16 protein-coding genes are annotated in these 17350 nt (G+C 70.3%); 9 read left to right on the plus strand and 7 right to left on the minus strand.

Features of this window, described 5'->3' with window-relative positions:
* Window positions 1-41 precede the first annotated feature (41 nt).
* Genes AB0H76_RS00140 through AB0H76_RS00150 form a run of 3 tightly spaced genes read right to left on the minus strand, consistent with a single transcriptional unit; the run spans window position 42 to window position 2686 of the window.
* On the minus strand, window positions 42-1346 hold the full coding sequence (locus AB0H76_RS00140; RefSeq protein ID WP_357315133.1) for a cyclopropane-fatty-acyl-phospholipid synthase family protein: 1305 nt from the start codon (window positions 1344-1346) through the stop codon (window positions 42-44).
* A gap of 49 nt (window positions 1347-1395) precedes the next feature.
* Window positions 1396-2436 carry a winged helix-turn-helix domain-containing protein gene (locus tag AB0H76_RS00145; RefSeq protein WP_357315135.1) on the minus strand — a complete coding sequence of 347 codons (1041 nt, stop codon included), beginning with the start codon at window positions 2434-2436 and terminating at the stop codon, window positions 1396-1398.
* Between the two features lie 40 nt (window positions 2437-2476).
* Window positions 2477-2686 (minus strand): hypothetical protein, encoded by a 210-nt coding sequence (locus tag AB0H76_RS00150; protein WP_357315137.1) that lies wholly within the window; start codon window positions 2684-2686, stop codon window positions 2477-2479.
* Window positions 2687-2829: 143 nt separating this feature from the next.
* On the opposite strand from AB0H76_RS00150, the gene AB0H76_RS00155 reads away from it, so the two are divergent.
* Entirely contained in the window at window positions 2830-3417 is a 588-nt protein-coding gene (locus AB0H76_RS00155) for a hypothetical protein (RefSeq protein WP_357315139.1), read from the plus strand.
* On the opposite strand, the gene AB0H76_RS00160 is transcribed toward AB0H76_RS00155, so the two are convergent.
* Both AB0H76_RS00160 and AB0H76_RS00165 read right to left on the minus strand, forming a co-directional pair.
* The gene (locus AB0H76_RS00160) at window positions 3400-4938 is read right to left on the minus strand and encodes an FAD-dependent monooxygenase (protein WP_357315141.1); all 1539 of its coding nucleotides are present in this window, start codon (window positions 4936-4938) and stop codon (window positions 3400-3402) included. The genes AB0H76_RS00155 and AB0H76_RS00160 overlap by 18 nt on opposite strands.
* A 136-nt stretch (window positions 4939-5074) precedes the next feature.
* Window positions 5075-6643 (minus strand): alkaline phosphatase D family protein, encoded by a 1569-nt coding sequence (locus AB0H76_RS00165; RefSeq protein WP_357315143.1) that lies wholly within the window; start codon window positions 6641-6643, stop codon window positions 5075-5077.
* A 94-nt stretch (window positions 6644-6737) separates the two neighbouring features.
* Between AB0H76_RS00165 and AB0H76_RS00170 the strand changes: the two genes are divergently transcribed.
* Window positions 6738-7052 (plus strand): pyrimidine/purine nucleoside phosphorylase, encoded by a 315-nt coding sequence (locus AB0H76_RS00170; protein ID WP_357315145.1) that lies wholly within the window; start codon window positions 6738-6740, stop codon window positions 7050-7052.
* 67 nt (window positions 7053-7119) lie between these two features.
* Window positions 7120-7683, plus strand: a complete 564-nt coding sequence (locus AB0H76_RS00175) for a DJ-1/PfpI/YhbO family deglycase/protease (protein WP_357315147.1) — start codon at window positions 7120-7122, stop codon at window positions 7681-7683.
* A gap of 48 nt (window positions 7684-7731) precedes the next feature.
* On the opposite strand, the gene AB0H76_RS00180 is transcribed toward AB0H76_RS00175, so the two are convergent.
* On the minus strand, window positions 7732-8379 hold the full coding sequence (locus AB0H76_RS00180) for an NAD(P)-binding oxidoreductase (RefSeq protein WP_357315149.1): 648 nt from the start codon (window positions 8377-8379) through the stop codon (window positions 7732-7734).
* Window positions 8380-8523: 144 nt separating this feature from the next.
* Between AB0H76_RS00180 and AB0H76_RS00185 the strand changes: the two genes are divergently transcribed.
* Window positions 8524-9477, plus strand: coding sequence for an AraC family transcriptional regulator (locus AB0H76_RS00185; protein ID WP_357315151.1), 954 nt, complete (start codon window positions 8524-8526; stop codon window positions 9475-9477).
* On the opposite strand, the gene AB0H76_RS00190 is transcribed toward AB0H76_RS00185, so the two are convergent.
* A complete protein-coding gene (locus AB0H76_RS00190; protein WP_357315153.1) occupies window positions 9422-10474 on the minus strand; it encodes a hypothetical protein in 1053 nt (350 codons plus the stop codon). The genes AB0H76_RS00185 and AB0H76_RS00190 overlap by 56 nt on opposite strands.
* Before the next feature lie 373 nt (window positions 10475-10847).
* Here AB0H76_RS00190 and AB0H76_RS00195 point away from each other — a divergent pair, with 373 nt between their 5' ends.
* The 5 genes from AB0H76_RS00195 to AB0H76_RS00215 all read left to right on the plus strand — a co-directional run bounded on the left by AB0H76_RS00195 (window position 10848) and on the right by AB0H76_RS00215 (window position 17249).
* On the plus strand, window positions 10848-11291 hold the full coding sequence (locus tag AB0H76_RS00195; RefSeq protein WP_357315155.1) for a GyrI-like domain-containing protein: 444 nt from the start codon (window positions 10848-10850) through the stop codon (window positions 11289-11291).
* Entirely contained in the window at window positions 11288-11722 is a 435-nt protein-coding gene (locus AB0H76_RS00200; protein ID WP_357315157.1) for a GyrI-like domain-containing protein, read from the plus strand. Before AB0H76_RS00195 ends, AB0H76_RS00200 begins: the two co-directional genes overlap by 4 nt.
* 259 nt (window positions 11723-11981) lie before the next feature.
* Entirely contained in the window at window positions 11982-14159 is a 2178-nt protein-coding gene (locus AB0H76_RS00205; protein ID WP_357315159.1) for an Rv1355c family protein, read from the plus strand.
* Window positions 14160-14202: 43 nt separating this feature from the next.
* Window positions 14203-16044 (plus strand): EAL domain-containing protein, encoded by a 1842-nt coding sequence (locus tag AB0H76_RS00210; protein ID WP_357320229.1) that lies wholly within the window; start codon window positions 14203-14205, stop codon window positions 16042-16044.
* A gap of 77 nt (window positions 16045-16121) precedes the next feature.
* A complete protein-coding gene (locus AB0H76_RS00215) occupies window positions 16122-17249 on the plus strand; it encodes a glycosyltransferase (RefSeq protein ID WP_357315161.1) in 1128 nt (375 codons plus the stop codon).
* Window positions 17250-17350: the final 101 nt, after the last annotated feature.

Consider the following 17350-nt stretch of genomic DNA (forward strand, 5'->3'; position numbering starts at 1 on the left):
GCCGGGGTGCGCTGACAGCGCGCCGACAGCCCGCTGACAGGTCAGACCCAGCCGCGCCGGTTGCCCGGCATCGCCGCCTCGCCCCGCGGGTCCGGCACCACGCCGAGGATCTGGTGCAGCCCGAGGCCGCCGTCCTCGAAACCCAGTGCGGAGGCGGCCATATAGAGCCGCCAGATCCGGGCGCGGCCCGGGCCCACCAGGGAAACCGCACGGTCCCAGTCGTTTTCGAGGTTGGCGACCCACTGCCGCAGCGTCAGGGCGTAGTGCTCGCGCAGCGCGTCCACGTCGCGGACCTCGAAACCGGCGCGCTCCATGGCCAGCACGACCGCGCCGACATCGAGGAGTTCGCCGTCGGGGAAGACATAGCGGCCGATGAAGGAGCGGTTCTGCATGCGGGAGCCGCCGATGGAGGAGATCGCGTGATTGAGCAGGCGGCCCTGCGGCCGCAGCAGCGCGCGCAGCGTGTCGAAGTATTCGGCGCTGCGCTTGGTGCCGACGTGCTCGAACATGCCGATCGAGGAGATCGCGTCGAATTCCTCACCGCGCAGGTCGCGATAGTCCGACAGCCGGATCTCGACCCGGTCCCGCAGCCCGGCCGCGGCGACCCGCTCGCGGGCGAGCTCGGCCTGCTCGTGGCTGATGGTGACGCCGACCACCTGGGCGTCGTAGGTGGCCGCGGCGTGCAGCGCCATCGAACCCCAGCCACAGCCGACGTCGAGCAGCCGCATCCCGGCGCGCAGACCGAGCTTGCGGCAGATCAGATCGTGTTTCGCGCGCTGGGCGTCCACCAGTGGGACAGCCGGATTCGCGGGTGCGGCGCCGTCGTCGCCGGGTGCGACGAAGCGGGCGCAGGAGTAGGTCATGCTCTCGCCGAGCACGAGCCGGTAGAAGTCGTTGCCGACGTCGTAGTGGTGGCTGATCGCCGCCGCGTCGCGCCGCTTGGTGTGCAGACCGCCGCGCAGCGGGCGCACCTCCTCCGGCGGCGGCTTGGGGTGGTGGGTGAGCGCCCCGAGCCGCCCCGCCGCGCCGACCGCGCGCAGCGCCGCGTCCCAGCCCAGGTCGGCATCGCGCGGCGCGGACTGCTGCATGCTGCGCAGGACGGTGAAGACGTCGCCTTCGAATTCGAGTTGGCCCGAGACGTAGGCGCGGGCCAGGCCGAGTTCGCCGGGCGCCCACACCAGGTAGCTCAGCGCGTCCTTGGAACGGATGCGCATGACCCCGCGCGGCTCGGCCGCCGGCGCCATCGTGCTGCCGTCCCAGAACTCGAATCGGATCGGCGGCTGGTCGCCCAAGGCGGTGCGGAGCAGGGGCGCCAAGGTGTCGGCGACGGTCGCGGTGTTGCCCATGGCTCCACTATGGCCGGTGACCTGCGTCGCGGCGGGCAGCGACGCGGGATCAGGCGATCCGCAGCCCGGTGTCCAGGTCGCCGTCGAGCAGGGCCGCGCCGAGCGTGGTCAGCTGGTGCCGCATGGCGTTGCGGTGCCGGTGGCTCGCGATGAGCCCGGCCTCGCGCAGGATCGTGGCGTGCTCGCTCGCGGTAGCGGGGCTGACGCCGAGCCGGCGCGCGAGTTCGGTGGTGCTGCAGCCTTCGGCGATCTCCTGCAATGCGGCGGCGCGGGTGCGGCCGAGCAGGGAATTGAGCGCCTCGTTGGGTGTGCGCGGGCCCCACGCTGTCGCGAAGTCGGCGATATCGCGAATGGCGGGGACGATCAGGGTCAGCGGCGCGGTCTCGTCGACGGAGGAGTGCAGCAGCACCGGTTCCGGCCAGACGAACAGCGCGGGCACCAGCACCAGCCCGCGGCCGCGCAGGTGGCGGTCGCGGCAGGCCTTGCGGGTGGCGACCTCGAGAATCGGCGCGCGCCAGCGCGCGTAGGGGGCGAGCGTGGCGAACAGCCCTTCCACGCCCTCGGTCGCCATGGTGCGGGCCATCCGGTCGACGGCGACCTCGAGGTAGGACTGGACATGGTTCCAGCGATCGGCGAACGCGACCGCGTGGAAGGACTCGAACGCGGCCGCCACCTCGCCCAGCGTGCGGTTGTCGCGATCCGGCAGGTTCGCCGCCCAGCTGGGTATCGGCGTCGACCGGGTGAGGAATTCGTCGCTCGGACCGACCGGGATCTCGCTCACACAGGCGACTTCGCGGCGCAGCTCCTCGCGCGAGGCCAGGTGCAGCGCGGTGATGCCCTCGGCGAGGGTGCGCGCACCCCGGGTCGGGGTGATCAGGTCGAGGAAACAGCCGTCGGCGGGCGCGAGATCGGCGAGCATGCCGAAGTTCTCGGGCATGGCGGTCACCACCTGGGACCGCCAGCCGTCGAAAAGCACTGTGCGACTGCGCTGCACGGTCCGGGTGGCCAGCAGCGTCTCGCCGAGCGCGCCCAGCGGGGCCCCGATCCGCACCCGCAGCAGATCGTCGGGCGTGAAGTGCAGTCGCTTCATCCGAGGCCTCGCAATCTCTTCCCGATCACGCTACTCGGGCTCACCAGCGCCCGTGGCCCGGCGCGGGATTGAACGGATCCAGCGCGATCAGCATCTCGGGCACCGATGGCGGTTCGGCCGGTGCCGGCTCGGTGCGGCGGAACCGCGCGCCCCGCAACCACTCCCGTCCCCGCCGCCACAGTTCGGTGGCACCGTCCGCCAGCACCAGCGGGGCCATCCCGTCGGCACGCACAGCTGCCTGGTTCATCATCTTCAGCCTCCTGGTTAGCTTCCGATCAGCAGCGTATGAACCGGCGGGCGGTGCGCGCACCACCATTCGGCCCTGGCCTAAACACCGAGAATCAGGGTCTTCCCGGAGGCGGTGGGCGGCCCTGGCCTGCGACGATCGGCGCTGTGAAACTTCCTGGTCTGCTTCTGCTCTCCGCGCCGCTGTGCATCGCCGGGTACGGCGTCATCCGGCTCGCGGGGCGGGTCGACGGAGAGTACGGGCCGGGGCCGGATTGGCAGGCGGCGCACCTGTTCGGGCTGCTCGGCATGGTGTTGTTCGTTCCGGTGGTGCTGAACCTGGGGCGCGAGCTGCCGCCGAGCCGGTGGCGCGACGCGACGCTCGTGCTGACGCTGGCCGGGTTGGCGGCCGGCATCGTGCAGTTTCTCGCCGATATCTCGTTCTCCGCGCTGGCCGCGAACAAGGCCGACATGTCGCGGCTGAGCGACCAGTTCTCCGAGCTGCCCGGAGTCCGGCCGCTCGTCTACACCGTGGTCCCGCCGCTGTTCTTCCTGGGACTGGTCGTGCTCACGGTGATGCTGGCCGCGCGCAGGCAGCTGCCGAAGTGGAGCCCACCGCTGGTGCTGGTGGGCGTCCTCCTCGGTGCGGTGGACCTCAATTTTCTCCCGCTCACCGGCGCGGCCATCCTCGTGGCATTGCTGCCCCTGGCCGAACCGAATGTGCTGGGGCGGGTGCGGTTACGCGCCGGACGGTGAGCCGAACCAGTGCGCCAGCGCGGCGCGCAGGGTGGCCGCGGCGGTGCCGGCCGGCTCGCCGATCGGCGCGGCCCAGGCGAGGTGACCGTCCGGGCGGATCAGCAGGGCATCGGCGGGCTGGTCGTCGGCCTCGGCCGCGCGGATGTCGAGGCGGGGCGCCCACTCCCGGGCGACCGCGCGGAGCTCCGGGCGATCGGCGAGATCGAGGAAGACGGGCCGGCCGGCGTGCATGAGTTCGGCGACACTCGTCGTGCCCTGCTCGGTGTGCAGTGTGAGGTCGGGGGCGAAGGCGCCGGTCAGGGCGTGGTGGTCGGCGCCCGGCATGGGATAGCGAATGTCGGAGTGGCCGACCAGGGCACCCATCCGGCGCAGCGCCGGTTCGTCTTGCAGCAGTTCCTGGATGACCTGCCGCAGTGCCTCGTCGGCTTCGTCCCGGCCGCGCCGCAGCGCCACCTGTGCCCGAGTCTGCAGCCGGGCGCGCGCCCCGGCGAAGTGGCGTTCCTCGTGGTAGGTGTCCACCAGGCCGGCCGGCGCCCAGCCCTGCACGTCGGCGGCCAGCTTCCACGCGAGGTTGACCGAATCGAGCATGCCCACATTGAGCGCGGTGCCGGTGGCGGGGAGCAGGTGCGCGGCGTCGCCGGCCAGCAGGATGCGTCCCGCGCGGTAGTTCTCGGCCTGCCGATCCTTGAAGGTGAAGCGCGACAGTCGCTTCGGGTCCGCCATCGGCAGGTCGACGCCGAGCACCCGGCGCACGCTGGCACCGAGCTCTGCCAGGGTCAGCGGCTCCTCGTCGTCGTATTCGGTGGTCTCGTTCTCGGTGGTCATCAGGCTGGTGATTCCGGACTCGGGGTCGGTCGCGAACGCGAACACGCCGGTGTCCAGCCGAGTGAAGCCCGCGTGGACCACGCCCAGCCCGGGCACGTCGATGTCGCCGTTGTCGAGCAACCGCACCGGCGCCGGCAGCGTGACCTGCGCGAGCCGGTTGACTTCCGGATAGGTGGTACCGGGGAATCCGATCCCGGCCAGCTCGCGGACGCGGCTGCGGCCGCCGTCGCATCCCACCAGGTAGCGCGCAGTCACCGCGTAAGTGCCGTCCGGGCCGCGCACTTCCGCGGTCACCGTGTCGTCGTCCTGGCGGACGCCGAGGACCTCGTGGCCGCGGCGGATCTCGGCGCCCAGGTCGCGGGCGTGCGCGTCGAGCAGTCGCTCGATCTCCCACTGCGCGATCGGCATCGCGTGCATCGGGGAATCGGTGAGCTGGGTGAGGTCCAATTGCAGCGTGCCGAACGGGAACCGCGGCGCGATGTGCGGGTCGCTGCTGAGTTCCTCGAACCGGCCCAGCAGCCCACGGAAGCGCAGGTGATCCAGGATCCGGCCGCCGATGCCGCTGGCCTTCTGGGTCTCCCGCGGCACCAGATGCTGCTCCAGCACCAGCGGCCGGACACCGGCCAGGCTGAGCTCGGCCGCCAACGTCAGGCCGGCCGGTCCGGCGCCCACGATGATCACGTCGATGTCGCTCAAGCTCTGCTCCCAAATCTCTACCGGTGTTGCCATCGGCGGGCAATTCTGCGGCAGGACCGGGGTCTTGCCGCAAGCCCCCGGGTGCGCTATATCTTTAGAAGGGGAAACGATCGCTCGGCGATGCCGTTTTCCGGATTCACGCCTCGGTGGTGCCGGGGATTCCGTCTTCCACTACATAGCTCGTCCGGGTTTCGACCGGCGCGCCCGTCCGCGTGACGAACGGAACCACGCGGAAATCGGTGCGGCACAGAGTTTTATCGAGCGTCAGCCGCAGATAGCCGCGCTGAGCATTGAAGAACTTCAGATCTGGATTGGCGGCCAGCAAGCGCCGCCCGTGCTCGGTCATGTCCGCGCCGTTGCCGTTCGTGGTGATCGAGGTGCCGGTGAATTCGGCCCCGACCACGGGCGATTCGGGGCGGGCGAAATCACTGCGGAGGTTGCCCGCGCAGTTCTCGTGCTTGTCGCCGGTGAGCACGACCAGATTCCGCACCTGCCGCCGCGCCGCCGTGCCCAGCACGGTGTTGCGATCGGCGACATAGCCGTCCCAGGCGTCGGTGGACACCCGGACATCCGGGCCGGGGTCGGTATCGACCTCGCCCAAGGCGACCTGGTTGCCGAGCACCTGCCAGCGCGCGGGCGAGGTGGTCAGGCCGTCGACCAGCCACTCCCGTTGCGGCGCACCGAGAATCGTGCGGTCGGCGGCGAAACGCTCGGCGCAGCCGGTGACCGGATTCTGGCTGCACGGGATCGCGCTGCGGTACTGCCGGGTGTCGAGCATGGTGACCTCGGCCAGATCACCGAAACGGTAGCGCCGGTGCAGGCGCATGTCCGGCCCGGCGGGCATTTGCGCCAAGCGCAGCGGCTGATGCTCGTACATCGCTTGGAAGGCAGCGGCGCGGCGGCGCAGGAACAGCGGGCCGAGCAGCGCGATATCGAAGCCGAGGCCCGGGTTGTCACCGGCCCAGTTGTTGTCGATCTCGTGGTCGTCCATGGTGACCAGCCAGGGGAACGCGGCGTGCGCGGCCTGCAACGGCAGTTCGGCCTTTGCCTGCGCGTAGCGCAGGCGATAGCCGCGCAGGTCGACGGCCTCGTCCCGCGGAAAGACATGGGGCGCGGTGCCTTCCCGGCGGTGGTTCCAGGCGCGCTCGTAGATGTAGTCGCCCAGGTGCAGCACCAGGTCGACGTCCTCGCGGCTCATGTGCTCGTAGGCGGTGTAGTAGCCCGACGCCCAGGACTGGCACGAGGCGACCGCCAAACGCAGGCGCGCCGAGGCGGATCCGGCGGCCGGGGCGGTGCGGGTGCGGCCGACCGGGGAGATCGCCGAGCCCGCGCGGAAGCGGTAGAAGTACCAGCGATCCGGTTCCAGGCCACGCACTTCCGGGTGCACGCTGTGCCCGAGTTCGCGTGCCGCGACAGCCGTGCCGCGGGTCACGACCTGCTGGAAGTTCTCGTCGTGGGCCACCTCGTAGTCCACGGTCACCGGGTGCAGCGGCATGCCGCCGTTGCCGTCCGGCGCGAGCGGCTCCGGCGCCAGCCGCGTCCACAGCACCACGCCGTCGGGCAGCGGATCACCCGAGGCGACGCCGAGGGCGAACGGATAGGTGCCACGCCAGCGCGGCGCGGGAAACACCCCGCTACTGGCCGTCGCCGCCCCGGCCAGCCCGGCGATGCCGAACGCCAGCAGGGCGCGCCGTGACAAAGACATACATCAGGGTACGTGCGCGACGGCCGAGGTGCGGCAGGTCACAGGCCGGGTCTCAGTAAGCTGACGGCTCCACTCCAACCCCGGGAAAGAGATCATGGCGCAGTTCGAGAACGTCAGTGTGGCGAAGCAGGCCAATGTGTACTTCGACGGAAAGTGCGTCAGCCATGCCCTGACCCTGGCCGACGGCACCAGCAAGTCGGTCGGCGTCATCCTGCCCGCCACCCTGACCTTCAATACCGGCGTGCCGGAGATCATGGAGCTCGTCGCGGGCGAGGCCAAGGTCACCCTGGCCGGTGCGACCGAGCCGGTCACCTACCGCGGCGGCGAATCGTTCGAGGTGCCGGGCGACAGCTCGTTCCAGATCGAGGTCCTCGACACCGTGCACTACGTCTGCCACTACGGCGGGTAGGTTTAGCCGCCGCCGATCGCGGCATGCTCGTAGCAAGAGTCATGTCCGCAATCGGAAGGAGCTACTCATGTCGGGTCGGCTGGAAGGCGTGCGAGTTCTGATCGCCACCTCGAATACCGGGGTGGAACGCGACGAACTGGTGGTGCCGCTCGGCGAACTGCGTGCCCTGGGCGCGCAGGTGGTGCATGCCGCACCGAAGAACGAGGCCGTGCAGACCTTCCGGCACGACACCCAGCCCGACGAGGAGTTCCAGCCCGACGCCGCCCTCGACGACGTCGCGGCCGCCGACTTCGAGGTGCTGGTGGTGCCCGGCGGCACGGTGAACGCCGACAAACTGCGGATCGAGGACCGCGCCCTGGCGCTGGTCAAGGACTTCGCGGGCGCGGGCAAACCGATCGCCGCGATCTGCCACGGCCCCTGGCTGCTGGTGGAGGCGGGCCTGCTGCCCCGCAAGACGCTGACCTCCTATCCGTCGCTGCGCACCGACATCACCAACGCGGGCGGCAAGTGGGTGGACGAGCCGGTGGTGCGTTCCCCCGAGGACGGCTGGCAGCTGGTCACCTCGCGTAACCCGGGCGACCTCGGCGCTTTCGTCGAGGGGATCTGCGCCGCGGTGGAATCGAAGAACTGACGGTTCGAGGCCCGGGTCGGGTACCCGGGCCTCGTCGCGTCCGGGCGATCAGCCGGCCTGCGACAGCGCGACGGCCTGACCGACCAGCGCCGCGTCGTCCACGGCGCGGGCCAGGAAACGGCCGACACTGGCACGCGACACCGTGTGCACCACCGGCTGCCGGGCGGTGGCGGGCATCGTGTCCCGCGGGTCGTCGGTCAGGTTGACCGGGCGGGCCAGCACCCAGTCCAGCCCGCTCGCCCGCACCAGCGCTTCCTGGCGCTCGGTGTCGGTGATCTGCGGCGCCAGGACCACCCGGTAGAACAGCCGATTTGCCCGGGTCAGACCGGGTTCGGAGTCACCGGCGCCGAAGGCGCTCAGTACCACCAGTTTCCGGACGCCGTGGCGGCGCATGGCGTCGACGACCGTGCGGGTGCCGCGCGAGCGCACCTGCATCGGGGTGTGCCGCGGGCCGAGAATTCTTACCCGCAGCGGGTTTTCGCTGATGCCGAGGGCGACGACGACGGCGTCGTGCCCGGCCACGGCCCGGTCCACATCGGCGGGGTCCAGCGCGTCGCCGGTCACGTAGCGCAGCCGCGGCCGGTCCGTGTCGTGCGGCGTGCGGGTGAATGCGGTGACGTCGTGGCCGGCCGACAGCAGCTGCTCGACGGCGGCGCGACCGGATCCACCGGTCGAGCCGATGACCAAAACCTTCATGGGGGCTCCTCAGGATTGGAATGGATTGCCTGACATCCAGTCTCGGAGCGGAGAGCTGGACGCACCATGCCCGGACGTCGAGGTTTCCTGCTCGATCGTCCAGCGCTGTGGACGGCCGCTCTTCGCGCGCCACATACTCGGAGCATGTTGGTCGAACCGGTGTGGCGCTCCGCGGACGCGCTCGGACAGGCGCTGCATCTGCTGCGGATGAGCGGCGTGTTCTACGGCCGCTCCGATTTCACCGAACCGTGGGGTGTCGCGCTGCCGGTCTGGCCGGACTGCGTGATGTTCCACTTCGTGGCCGCGGGCACCTGCTGGCTGGAGGTGGAACCCACTGGCGGCCAGTGGCTTTCCGCGGGCGACCTGGCCTTGGTCCCGCACGGCACCGGGCATCTGCTGAGCAGCGCGCCCGGCGTGCACGGCGTCGCCCTGGACGCGCTGCCGCGGGAGCTGGTCAGCGAGCGGTACGAGATCCTGCGCCACGGCGGCGGTGGCGAGCCGGCGACGGTGATCTGCGGCGCGGTGCGCTTCGACGATCCGGCGGCGCGGCATCTGCTGGAGCTGCTGCCGGAGGTGATCCGGGTGCGCCGCGCCGATTCCCCGCAGGGCGCGTGGATCGACGCGACCCTGAGATTCATTGCCGCGGAGGCGAAGCAGCTGCGGCCCGGCGGCGAGACGGTGATCACCCGGCTGGCCGACATCCTGGTGATCCAGGCCATCCGCTCGTGGATCGAGGAGGATCCGGCCGCGCGCACCGGCTGGCTCGGCGCCCTGCGCGACCCACGCGTCGGCCCGGCCATCGCGGCCATCCACCGCGATCCCGCCCGGCCCTGGACCTTGTCGACGCTCGCGGCGGAGGCGGCGATGTCGCGCTCGGCCTTCGCCGCGCGCTTCACCGAGCTGGTCGGCGAGCCCGCCATGCAGTACCTGACGCGCTGGCGCATGCATGTCGCGCGTACCAGCCTGGAGCGCGAGGACATCGGCGTCGGTGAACTCGCGCACCGCCTCGGTTACCAGTCCGAGGCGGCCTTCGGTCGTGCCTTCAAACGGGTGATCGGCACCTCGCCGGGTGCGGTGCGCCGACCCCGCGCGAGCTAGCGCAGTGCGTCGGCCCGCGGGTTGCGGTCCACGCTGAAGTACGTCTTGTCCTGGGGGAGTAGCCAATTCGGTCCGACGAAGAACTGGCGGGCGACGTCGTCGTCGAAGGCCAGGTAGCGCAGGTAGGCCAGCGCCGTGCCCGCGGACAGGTAGGCGTCCAGGCCGTCGACCGGCGAGAAATGGCTGACCCCATGGGCATTGGCGATCCAGGCGGGGCGTTGAAGTGCAGGTTGTACTGCCACCAGCGCACCCAGGCGAAGTCGGGGACCACGAAATCGTTGTAGCCGGTGAGGAACAGCGTCGGTACCTCGATCAGCGCGCCGACCGCCAGCGGCCCGGGCTCGATGGCCAGGACGCCGGCGACCCGCAGCTCCGGATCGATCGCGGCCGCGGCCCGCGGCAGCGCGGCCCCGGCCTGCAACGCGGCCTGACCGCCCGCGGAGTGCCCGCCGAATACCGTGCGGCCCAGGTCGATCCGGCCGTGCAGTGGGGAGCTCGGATCCCGGTTCGCGAGCACGGCCGTCGCCAGCCCGAGCGCGGGCACGTGGGCCAGGGAGTTGACGTAGTCGTACGGGATCACCACCACGAACCCGTGGCTGACCCACTGCCGCGCCAGCGCGTCGTACATGCCGGGGTTGGCGTTGATGCCGGGCACGAAGACCAGCAGCGGGGCGGGTGCGCTCAGGTCGGCCGGGTAGTAGGTGTTCACGCCGATCGGCGACTCCAGTCCGTTCGGGAACGCCTGGGTGCAGGTCGGGTTGTCGCGGTTGCCGAAGGCGTGCACCACGATGTGCTGCACCATCCCGAAGATCGAGTCCTGGCAGGGATTGGTGCGCACCGTCGTCGCGACCGGGTGCGGCCCGGTGTGCTGGAAGTAGCTCTGGGCCGTGGTTCCCGGGGCGATGTCCTCGGCCGCGGCGGCGCCGGCTCCGGCGGCGAGTGCCGCCACCGTCACCGCGAGTGCCGCCGCCGTCCGCAGCCGTGCGCGAAAGCTCATAACCAGGACCACCCTGTCCATTGCTTGTGAAACCATGCAGTCTCGAATCACAGAAGATACGCGGATGTGGCGTGCGACACAATGGCTGCCCGGGTGATCTTCCGGGGAGCACCCTCGGGCAAATCGATAGCCATGAATTTGCTTGCAGGCCATGGGCATTCGCTACCGCAGGTGATCGGCGGGCCCGGCCGCGGTGGTTGCCGGGACGCCGCCAGGGCTTCTGCCGGACATTCGTCCAGTTCAATGCCGGTGTCGGCCCGGCGCGGCGCTGTGCCGGCGAGCCCTGCCGGTCGGTCGGTGTTGATAGCATGGCGTTTCTAGCCGACCGGATGCGGGCAGCGAACCGGAATGCCACCGCGAGAGAGTCCTTTCCATGCAGTTTGAAATCGTCGAGCGGGACGAGACGTGGGTCGCCGGACTGCCGGTCCGCAGCCCCAAGCGCGCGCTCGGGGAACTGCGCGACCATGATCTCGAGGCGGCCTGGGCAGCGGTGCTGCACCAGGATCTCGGTGGTCCCCTGGCCAGTGCCTTCACCGACTACACGGGCGAGCTCGGCACCTACAACACCCAGATCGTCGGGTATCAGTGCAGCTCGTTCGACCAGGTCACCCGTGGTCACCTGGTGGCCCGGATGCCGGGCGGCACCTACGCCCGCTTCGCCTCGGTCGGCAACTTCCCGCGGGTGATGACCGACCTGTGGACCCAGATCGCCTACGCCGAGGAGCACAAGCAGATCCGGCGCACCTACACCGGTGACTTCGAGTGTTATCCGCACGCCTACAAGATCGAGCTCTACCTCGCGGTCGAGGCGTCATGACTTACACCATCGCGGTGCGCAATGCGGCGATCTACGGTGGGCTGGTGGTGCCGCGGGTGCGGCCCAGCTTCAAGGTCAGCAACAGCGATCTGATCGAGTTCCTCAAGGATCGGCTGCGCGAGCGCTCGGGCGACAAGCATCCGATGTACACGGTGTACGTCCCGGATCCGGCGGGCAATTACAACGCCATCGTCAGCTTCGAATATCGTGCGGCGGAAGAGATTCCGGTCGGTGACCTGCTGGTGCATGTGCCCAAGGGTGTGTACGCGCGGTTCGAGCCGAACGGCGATTACCACGACCCGGTCGAGGATGTCTGGGCGCAGGTCGACGACGCCACGGCCTCGGCGGAGATCACCCGGGCCTATCGGGAGGAGATCGAAATCTGGCGGGGGCCGCAGTCGGTCGAGCTCTTCATCTCGATCCTGATCTAGTTGCGGAGAGTTAACCTGATTGGAACCGACTGGTCTCCAGATTCCACCGGTAGGTCAATCATGATCGTTTGACCTGGCGGAATTTCCGATCACCCGAATAGTTTTCGGAAGATTAGCCAGACGCCTGGTCAATTCCTGTCGGATGACGGATACTGCCCTAGGCAAACTCGTTCTGACCTTTTCGAGCGATCTGCAAGCAATCGCTACGGACGCGGATTTACCACGCCCGTCAGCCCTGGATCGGAGGACGTGCGCAGGCATGAACGGTGACGTTGGTCCCGGTGGGGACTATCGGCCGCTGATCCTCGACGAGTCAGCCCCCGCGGATACCGCCATGCTCACACAGCTGCGCAAGTCGCCCCGCGTTCGTATCCACGATCTGCGCGACATGCTGCGCCTGGAACTCGGCAAGATCACCAACCCGGCGCCCGCCGCGCCCGAGGACCGCTGGGTCTACTACCCGTGGCGGCGCACCCTGGTCGGGCTGCTGGACGAGACCTCCTACCGCGCCATCCGGCTGGACCGCAACCGCAACAAGCTCACCCGCGCCGAACAGCGGCGGCTGGGCGAGCTGAGCATCGGCGTCGTCGGCCAGAGCGTCGGCCACGCCTGCGCCTACACAATCGCCCTGGAGGGCGGCTGCGGCATGCTGCGCCTGGCCGACTTCGACGAGATCGAGCTGTCCAACCTGAATCGGGTGCCGGGCAATATCTTCGACATCGGCGTGAACAAGTCCATCGTCACCGCCCGCCGCATCGCCGAACTCGACCCGTACCTGCCGGTCGAGGTGTGCGTCGCCGGCGTCACCGAGGACTCGGTGGACGAATTCCTCACCGGGCTGTCCATCGTCATCGAGGAATGCGATTCGCTCGACATCAAGTTCGCGGTCCGCGAGGGCTCGCGCCGCCAGCGCATCCCGCTGCTCATGGAGACCAGCGACCGCGGCCTGTTCGACGTCGAACGCTACGACCTGGAACCCGGGCGCCTGCCCTTCCACGGACTGCTCGGCACCACCACCGGCGCGGATCTGCGCGGGCTGAGCACCAAGGACAAGGCGCCGCACGTCATGCGCATCCTGGATCCGGCCGAGCTGTCCGTGCGGATGGCCGCCAGCCTGGTGGAAATCGACGAAACCGTCACCACCTGGCCGCAACTCGGCAGCGAAGTGCAGCTGGGCGCGGCCGTCGTGGCGACCGCGGTGCGCCGCATCGGGCTCGGGCAGAAACTGTCCTCCGGACGCGTGCGCGTCGACCTGGAACACGGGCTGGACGCGCTGGCCGAGCCGGAGCCGGTCGAGGAGGCCGCGGCCGAGGGCGGCGAGCCACCGGCCGACGTGCCGGCCACCACACCGTCGGCGCGCGTGCGGGAATGCGCGCAACGGGCACCGTCCGGTGGCAACACTCAGCCGTGGGTGCTGCGCGACAGCGACGGCGGGCTCCGGATGGATCTGGTGCGCACCGAATCCTCGGCGCTCGACATCGGTTACCGCGGCAGCGCCGTCGCGATCGGCGCGGCCCTACACAACGCCCGGGCCGCCGCGGCCGCCCACGGCATGCTCGGCCCGCATCGCGTCGTCCAGGACGACGCCAGCGCCCTGAGCGCGCTGCTGGAGTTCGGGTCCGGCGACGACGCGCTGCTGGCCCGCGACTACCCGGCCGCGCTGGCCCGCGAGACCAACCGGCGCCTGGGCAACGGCGCGGCGCTCTCCGAGCAGGTGCTCGCGAGTCTGGCCGCGGCCGCCGCCGCCGAGGGCGCCACCATCCGCTACGTCACCGGCAGCGCCGATCTCGACCAGGCCGCCGACCTGCTCGGCAACTCCGACCGCATCCGCTATCTCACGCCCCGGCTGCACGAGGAGTTGTTCGCCGAACTGCGCTGGCCCGGGGAGGACCCGCTGACCGGAATCGACGTCCGCAGCCTGGAGCTGACACCGGTCGAACAGGCCAAGATGCGGATGGCCCGGCGCTCGGATGTGATGACCCGGCTGCGCGAGTGGTCGGCCGGCAACGCCCTCGGCGAATACACCCGGGACCGGGTCAATTCCAGCTCCGCGGTGCTCGCGGTGACGCTGCCGTATTCCGGCGGCGCGCCCGGTCTCGCCGACTACGCGACCGCCGGCGCGGCCACTCAGCGGGTGTGGCTGGAAGCAGGTCGCCGTGGTCTGGCCGTGCAACCTGTCTCCCCGGTGTTCCTCTACGCGCGGCACCCCGAGGAGTTGATCGCGATTTCCCCCGATTTCGCGGATACACTGACTTCACTTCAGGGCCGTTTCCTGGACCTGCTGGGAGTGCCTGAGCATGAGATCATGGCATTGGTGCTTCGCCTGAGCTACGCGGCAGCAGCCACGGTTCGCAGCAGGCGGCTTCCCTCCGGGGAGGGCAGCCGGCAGGGCCGGTGGGGCGGGTCGGAACAGCCGGGCGCGGGCGACCGCAGCTAGCACGATCGGAGACAGGGTGCCTCGCCGAACGCTCGACTCGTTGGTGACCGAAGTCGCCGCCGAGTTGATGGGCGTCGACGCCACGACCATGGTGGCGGCGAGCGAACGCGTGCTGGCCAAACTGGTCGAGCATTTCGACGTCGACTTCAGCTATCTGCGCCACACCGAGCGCGAACGCCGGGCCACCGTGCTGATCGCCGAGTGGCCACACCGTCCCGAGGTCCCCGACCCGGATCCGCTGAAGGTCGTCTTCTTCGAACACGCGGACTCGGTCTTCCGCGAGCTCGAGCACGCCGTCGAGCCGATCATCGTGCGGCCCGACGTGCAGACCGCCGATTATCAGGAGACGATCCGGCGGTCCTCCGGCATCCCGACCGTCGCCATGGCGGCGGTGCCGCTGGTCTCGCGCGGCGAATCCACCGGCGTGCTCGGCTTCATCAAACAGGGCGACCGGGATTGGAGCACCCGGGAACTCAACGTGCTCAAGGCGATCGCCGCGCTGTTCGCGCAGGTGCAGGCCCGGGTGGTGGCCGAAGAGCGGTTGCGCTACATCGCCCTGCACGACGACCTGACCGGGCTGGCCAACCGGCGCGCGCTGCTCGAGCACATGGAGGACCGGTTGCGCTCCGGCGCGCCCGGCCCGGTGGCGGCGCTGTTCCTGGACCTGGACCGGTTGAAGGCGCTCAACGACTTCCTCGGCCACACCGCCGGAGACAACTTCATCCGCACGCTGTCCTCCCGCCTGCGGGAGAACCTCGACGGGCACGACATGATCGCCCGGCTGGGCGGCGACGAGTTCGTCATCGTGCCCGCCAAACCGATGGACGCCGTCGCGGCCGAACTCGAGGCCACCCGCATCCAGCAGCTGATCGGGCGGCGGGTGACCGTCGGCGGGGAGTCGGTCAGCCGGGGCGCGAGCGTCGGTGTGGCCGTGGGCATCCCGGGCGAGACCACGGTCGCCGATGTGCTGCGCCGCGCGGATCACGCCTTACTGTCGGCGAAATCCGGTGGCGGCAACGGGGTCGCGGTCTTCACCGACGCCATGCGCGCCCAGTTCGAGTTGCAGGACGACGTGGAACTGAACCTGCGTGGCGCGGTCTCCGACGGGTCGCTGCTGCTGCACTACCAGCCCGAGGTCGACCTGCGCACCGGCCGGATCGTCGCGCTCGAGGCGCTGGTCCGCTGGATGCATCCGACTCGCGGCCTGCTGCCGCCCGCCGCCTTCGTCACGGTCGCGGAGGCCACCAATCTCGCGGGTGAGCTGGGCCGCTGGGTGATTCGCTCGGCCTGCGCCCAGTTCGCCGAATGGCGCCGGCGCGGGCTGGCCTCGAATGTGGTGATGCGCATCAACGTGTCGCCGGTGCAGTTGGTCAGCCTGGATTTCGTGGAGCGGATCGAGGACATCCTGCGGCTGTTCGGCATCGACGGCAGTTCGGTCTGCCTGGAGATCACCGAGCACGTGGTGGTGCAGGATCTGGCCCGGACCCAGGTGACGCTGCGCGGCCTCAAGCGGATGGGCGTGCAGATCGCCATCGACGACTTCGGCACCGGATACAGCTCGCTCTCGCATCTGAAGGCGCTGCCGGTCGACGCGGTGAAGATCGACCGCGGGTTCGTGCAGCGGCTCGGCGCCAGCACCGATGACCTGGCCATCGTGAAGTCCATCATCGGGCTGGCCGGGTCCTTCGGGCTCGGCGTCGTCGGCGAGGGTGTCGAGACCGCGGTGGCGGCGCGCACGCTGGTCGGGCTGGGTTGCTATCGCGCCCAGGGGTTCCTGATCGCGCGGCCGATGCCCGCCGACGAGGTCGAGGCGCACCTCGCCGTGGGGCGGATCCCGCTGGATCTCGAACTGCCGCGGGCCGGGCGGGGTACCGCTCCGCGCTGACGGTTCTTCGTCTGCTGTTCACGCCGAGTTGCGCGGGACTACTCCCGCGCACTGCCGATCCGTTGAACGATCGGTGGGTGCGCATAGTCCAGCTGGCGAACTTCTACGGTCCGCGCTCGGGTGGACTGCGCACCGCACTGCATCACCTGGGTGCGGGGTACGTCGCGGCGGGCCACGAGGTGGTGCTGATCGTGCCCGGAGCGCGCCGCACCGAGGAGATCCTGCCCAGCGGCGCGCTGCGGATCACGCTGCCCGCCTTGCCGATTCCCGGGACCGGCGGGTATCGCGCGGCCGACCCGCGCCGGGTCGCCGATGTGCTCGCCGGACTGCGCCCGGACGTGCTCGAGGTCTCGGATCGGCTGACCCTGCGCGGTTTCGGTCGCTGGGCGCGCCGCCGCGATGTCGCCGGGGTGATGATCTCGCACGAGCGGCTGGACCGGCTGCTGGGCCAGGTGCTGCCGGGGGCCGCCGCCCGGCGGCTGGCCGACATCGCCAACCGGCGTACCGCCCGCGAGTACGACATCGTCGTCTGCACTACCGATTTCGCGCGCGCCGAGTTCCAGCGGATCGACGCGCCGAACGTCGAATTGGTGCCGCTCGGGGTGGATCTGGAGCTGTTCAGTCCGCACCGGCGCGATGGGCGGCTGCGGGCAGACCTCGGGGTCGGGGATCATCCGCTGCTGGTGCACTGCGGCCGGCTCTCGGTGGAGAAGCGGGTGGACCGCGGTATCGCGGCGATCGCCGAACTCCGCAGGGCCGGAACCGAAGTCCGCCTCGTCGTGGCCGGGGACGGGCCGCGCCGCGAGGCGCTGGAACGCCGGGCCCGCGCCGTGCCCGCCCTGTCCTCCGGCCGCTCCGCCGTCCACTTCACCGGCTTCATCACCGACCGCCGCATGGTCGCCAAACTCCTGGCCACCGCCGACATCGCCCTCGCCCCCGGCCCGCACGAAACCTTCGGCCTCGCCGCCCTGGAAGCCCTGGCGGCCGGCACCCCCGTCGTCGCCAGCCGCTCCTCCGCCCTGGCCGACATCCTCACCGCCGACTGCGGCGCCGTCGCCGCCGACGACCCCACCGCCTTCGCCCACGCCGTCACCACCGTCCTCGCCCTCCCACCCCGGGACCGCCGAAAAGCCGCCCGCACCAGGGCCGAACAATTCACCTGGCCCCGCGCCGTAGCCGGCATGCTGGCGGTTCTGGGCCGGTGATGGGGGGTGTCCCCCCAATATTGGGGGGTGTGGTGGGGAGGGAATTCGGCTATGCAGGGCGGGTGGGGCAGTAGCCTCCGGGTGAAGTGAAATGGGCTACG

This window comes from Nocardia sp. NPDC050712 (assembly GCF_040654295.1).
In the GTDB taxonomy this organism is placed as follows: domain Bacteria; phylum Actinomycetota; class Actinomycetes; order Mycobacteriales; family Mycobacteriaceae; genus Nocardia.

What these genes read in the sequence shown, in the direction of transcription:
- AB0H76_RS00200 (WP_357315157.1), top strand. Translation starts at nt 11,288, where the DNA reads ATGACTTACACCATCGCGGTGCGCAATGCGGCGATCTACGGTGGGCTG.
- AB0H76_RS00180 (WP_357315149.1), bottom strand. Translation starts at nt 8,379, where the DNA reads ATGAAGGTTTTGGTCATCGGCTCGACCGGTGGATCCGGTCGCGCCGCC.
- AB0H76_RS00170 (WP_357315145.1), top strand. Translation starts at nt 6,738, where the DNA reads ATGGCGCAGTTCGAGAACGTCAGTGTGGCGAAGCAGGCCAATGTGTAC.
- AB0H76_RS00145 (WP_357315135.1), bottom strand. Translation starts at nt 2,436, where the DNA reads ATGAAGCGACTGCACTTCACGCCCGACGATCTGCTGCGGGTGCGGATC.
- AB0H76_RS00175 (WP_357315147.1), top strand. Translation starts at nt 7,120, where the DNA reads ATGTCGGGTCGGCTGGAAGGCGTGCGAGTTCTGATCGCCACCTCGAAT.
- AB0H76_RS00150 (WP_357315137.1), bottom strand. Translation starts at nt 2,686, where the DNA reads ATGATGAACCAGGCAGCTGTGCGTGCCGACGGGATGGCCCCGCTGGTG.
- AB0H76_RS00195 (WP_357315155.1), top strand. Translation starts at nt 10,848, where the DNA reads ATGCAGTTTGAAATCGTCGAGCGGGACGAGACGTGGGTCGCCGGACTG.
- AB0H76_RS00205 (WP_357315159.1), top strand. Translation starts at nt 11,982, where the DNA reads ATGAACGGTGACGTTGGTCCCGGTGGGGACTATCGGCCGCTGATCCTC.
- AB0H76_RS00185 (WP_357315151.1), top strand. Translation starts at nt 8,524, where the DNA reads ATGTTGGTCGAACCGGTGTGGCGCTCCGCGGACGCGCTCGGACAGGCG.
- AB0H76_RS00140 (WP_357315133.1), bottom strand. Translation starts at nt 1,346, where the DNA reads ATGGGCAACACCGCGACCGTCGCCGACACCTTGGCGCCCCTGCTCCGC.
- AB0H76_RS00165 (WP_357315143.1), bottom strand. Translation starts at nt 6,643, where the DNA reads ATGTCTTTGTCACGGCGCGCCCTGCTGGCGTTCGGCATCGCCGGGCTG.
- AB0H76_RS00190 (WP_357315153.1), bottom strand. Translation starts at nt 10,474, where the DNA reads ATGAGCTTTCGCGCACGGCTGCGGACGGCGGCGGCACTCGCGGTGACG.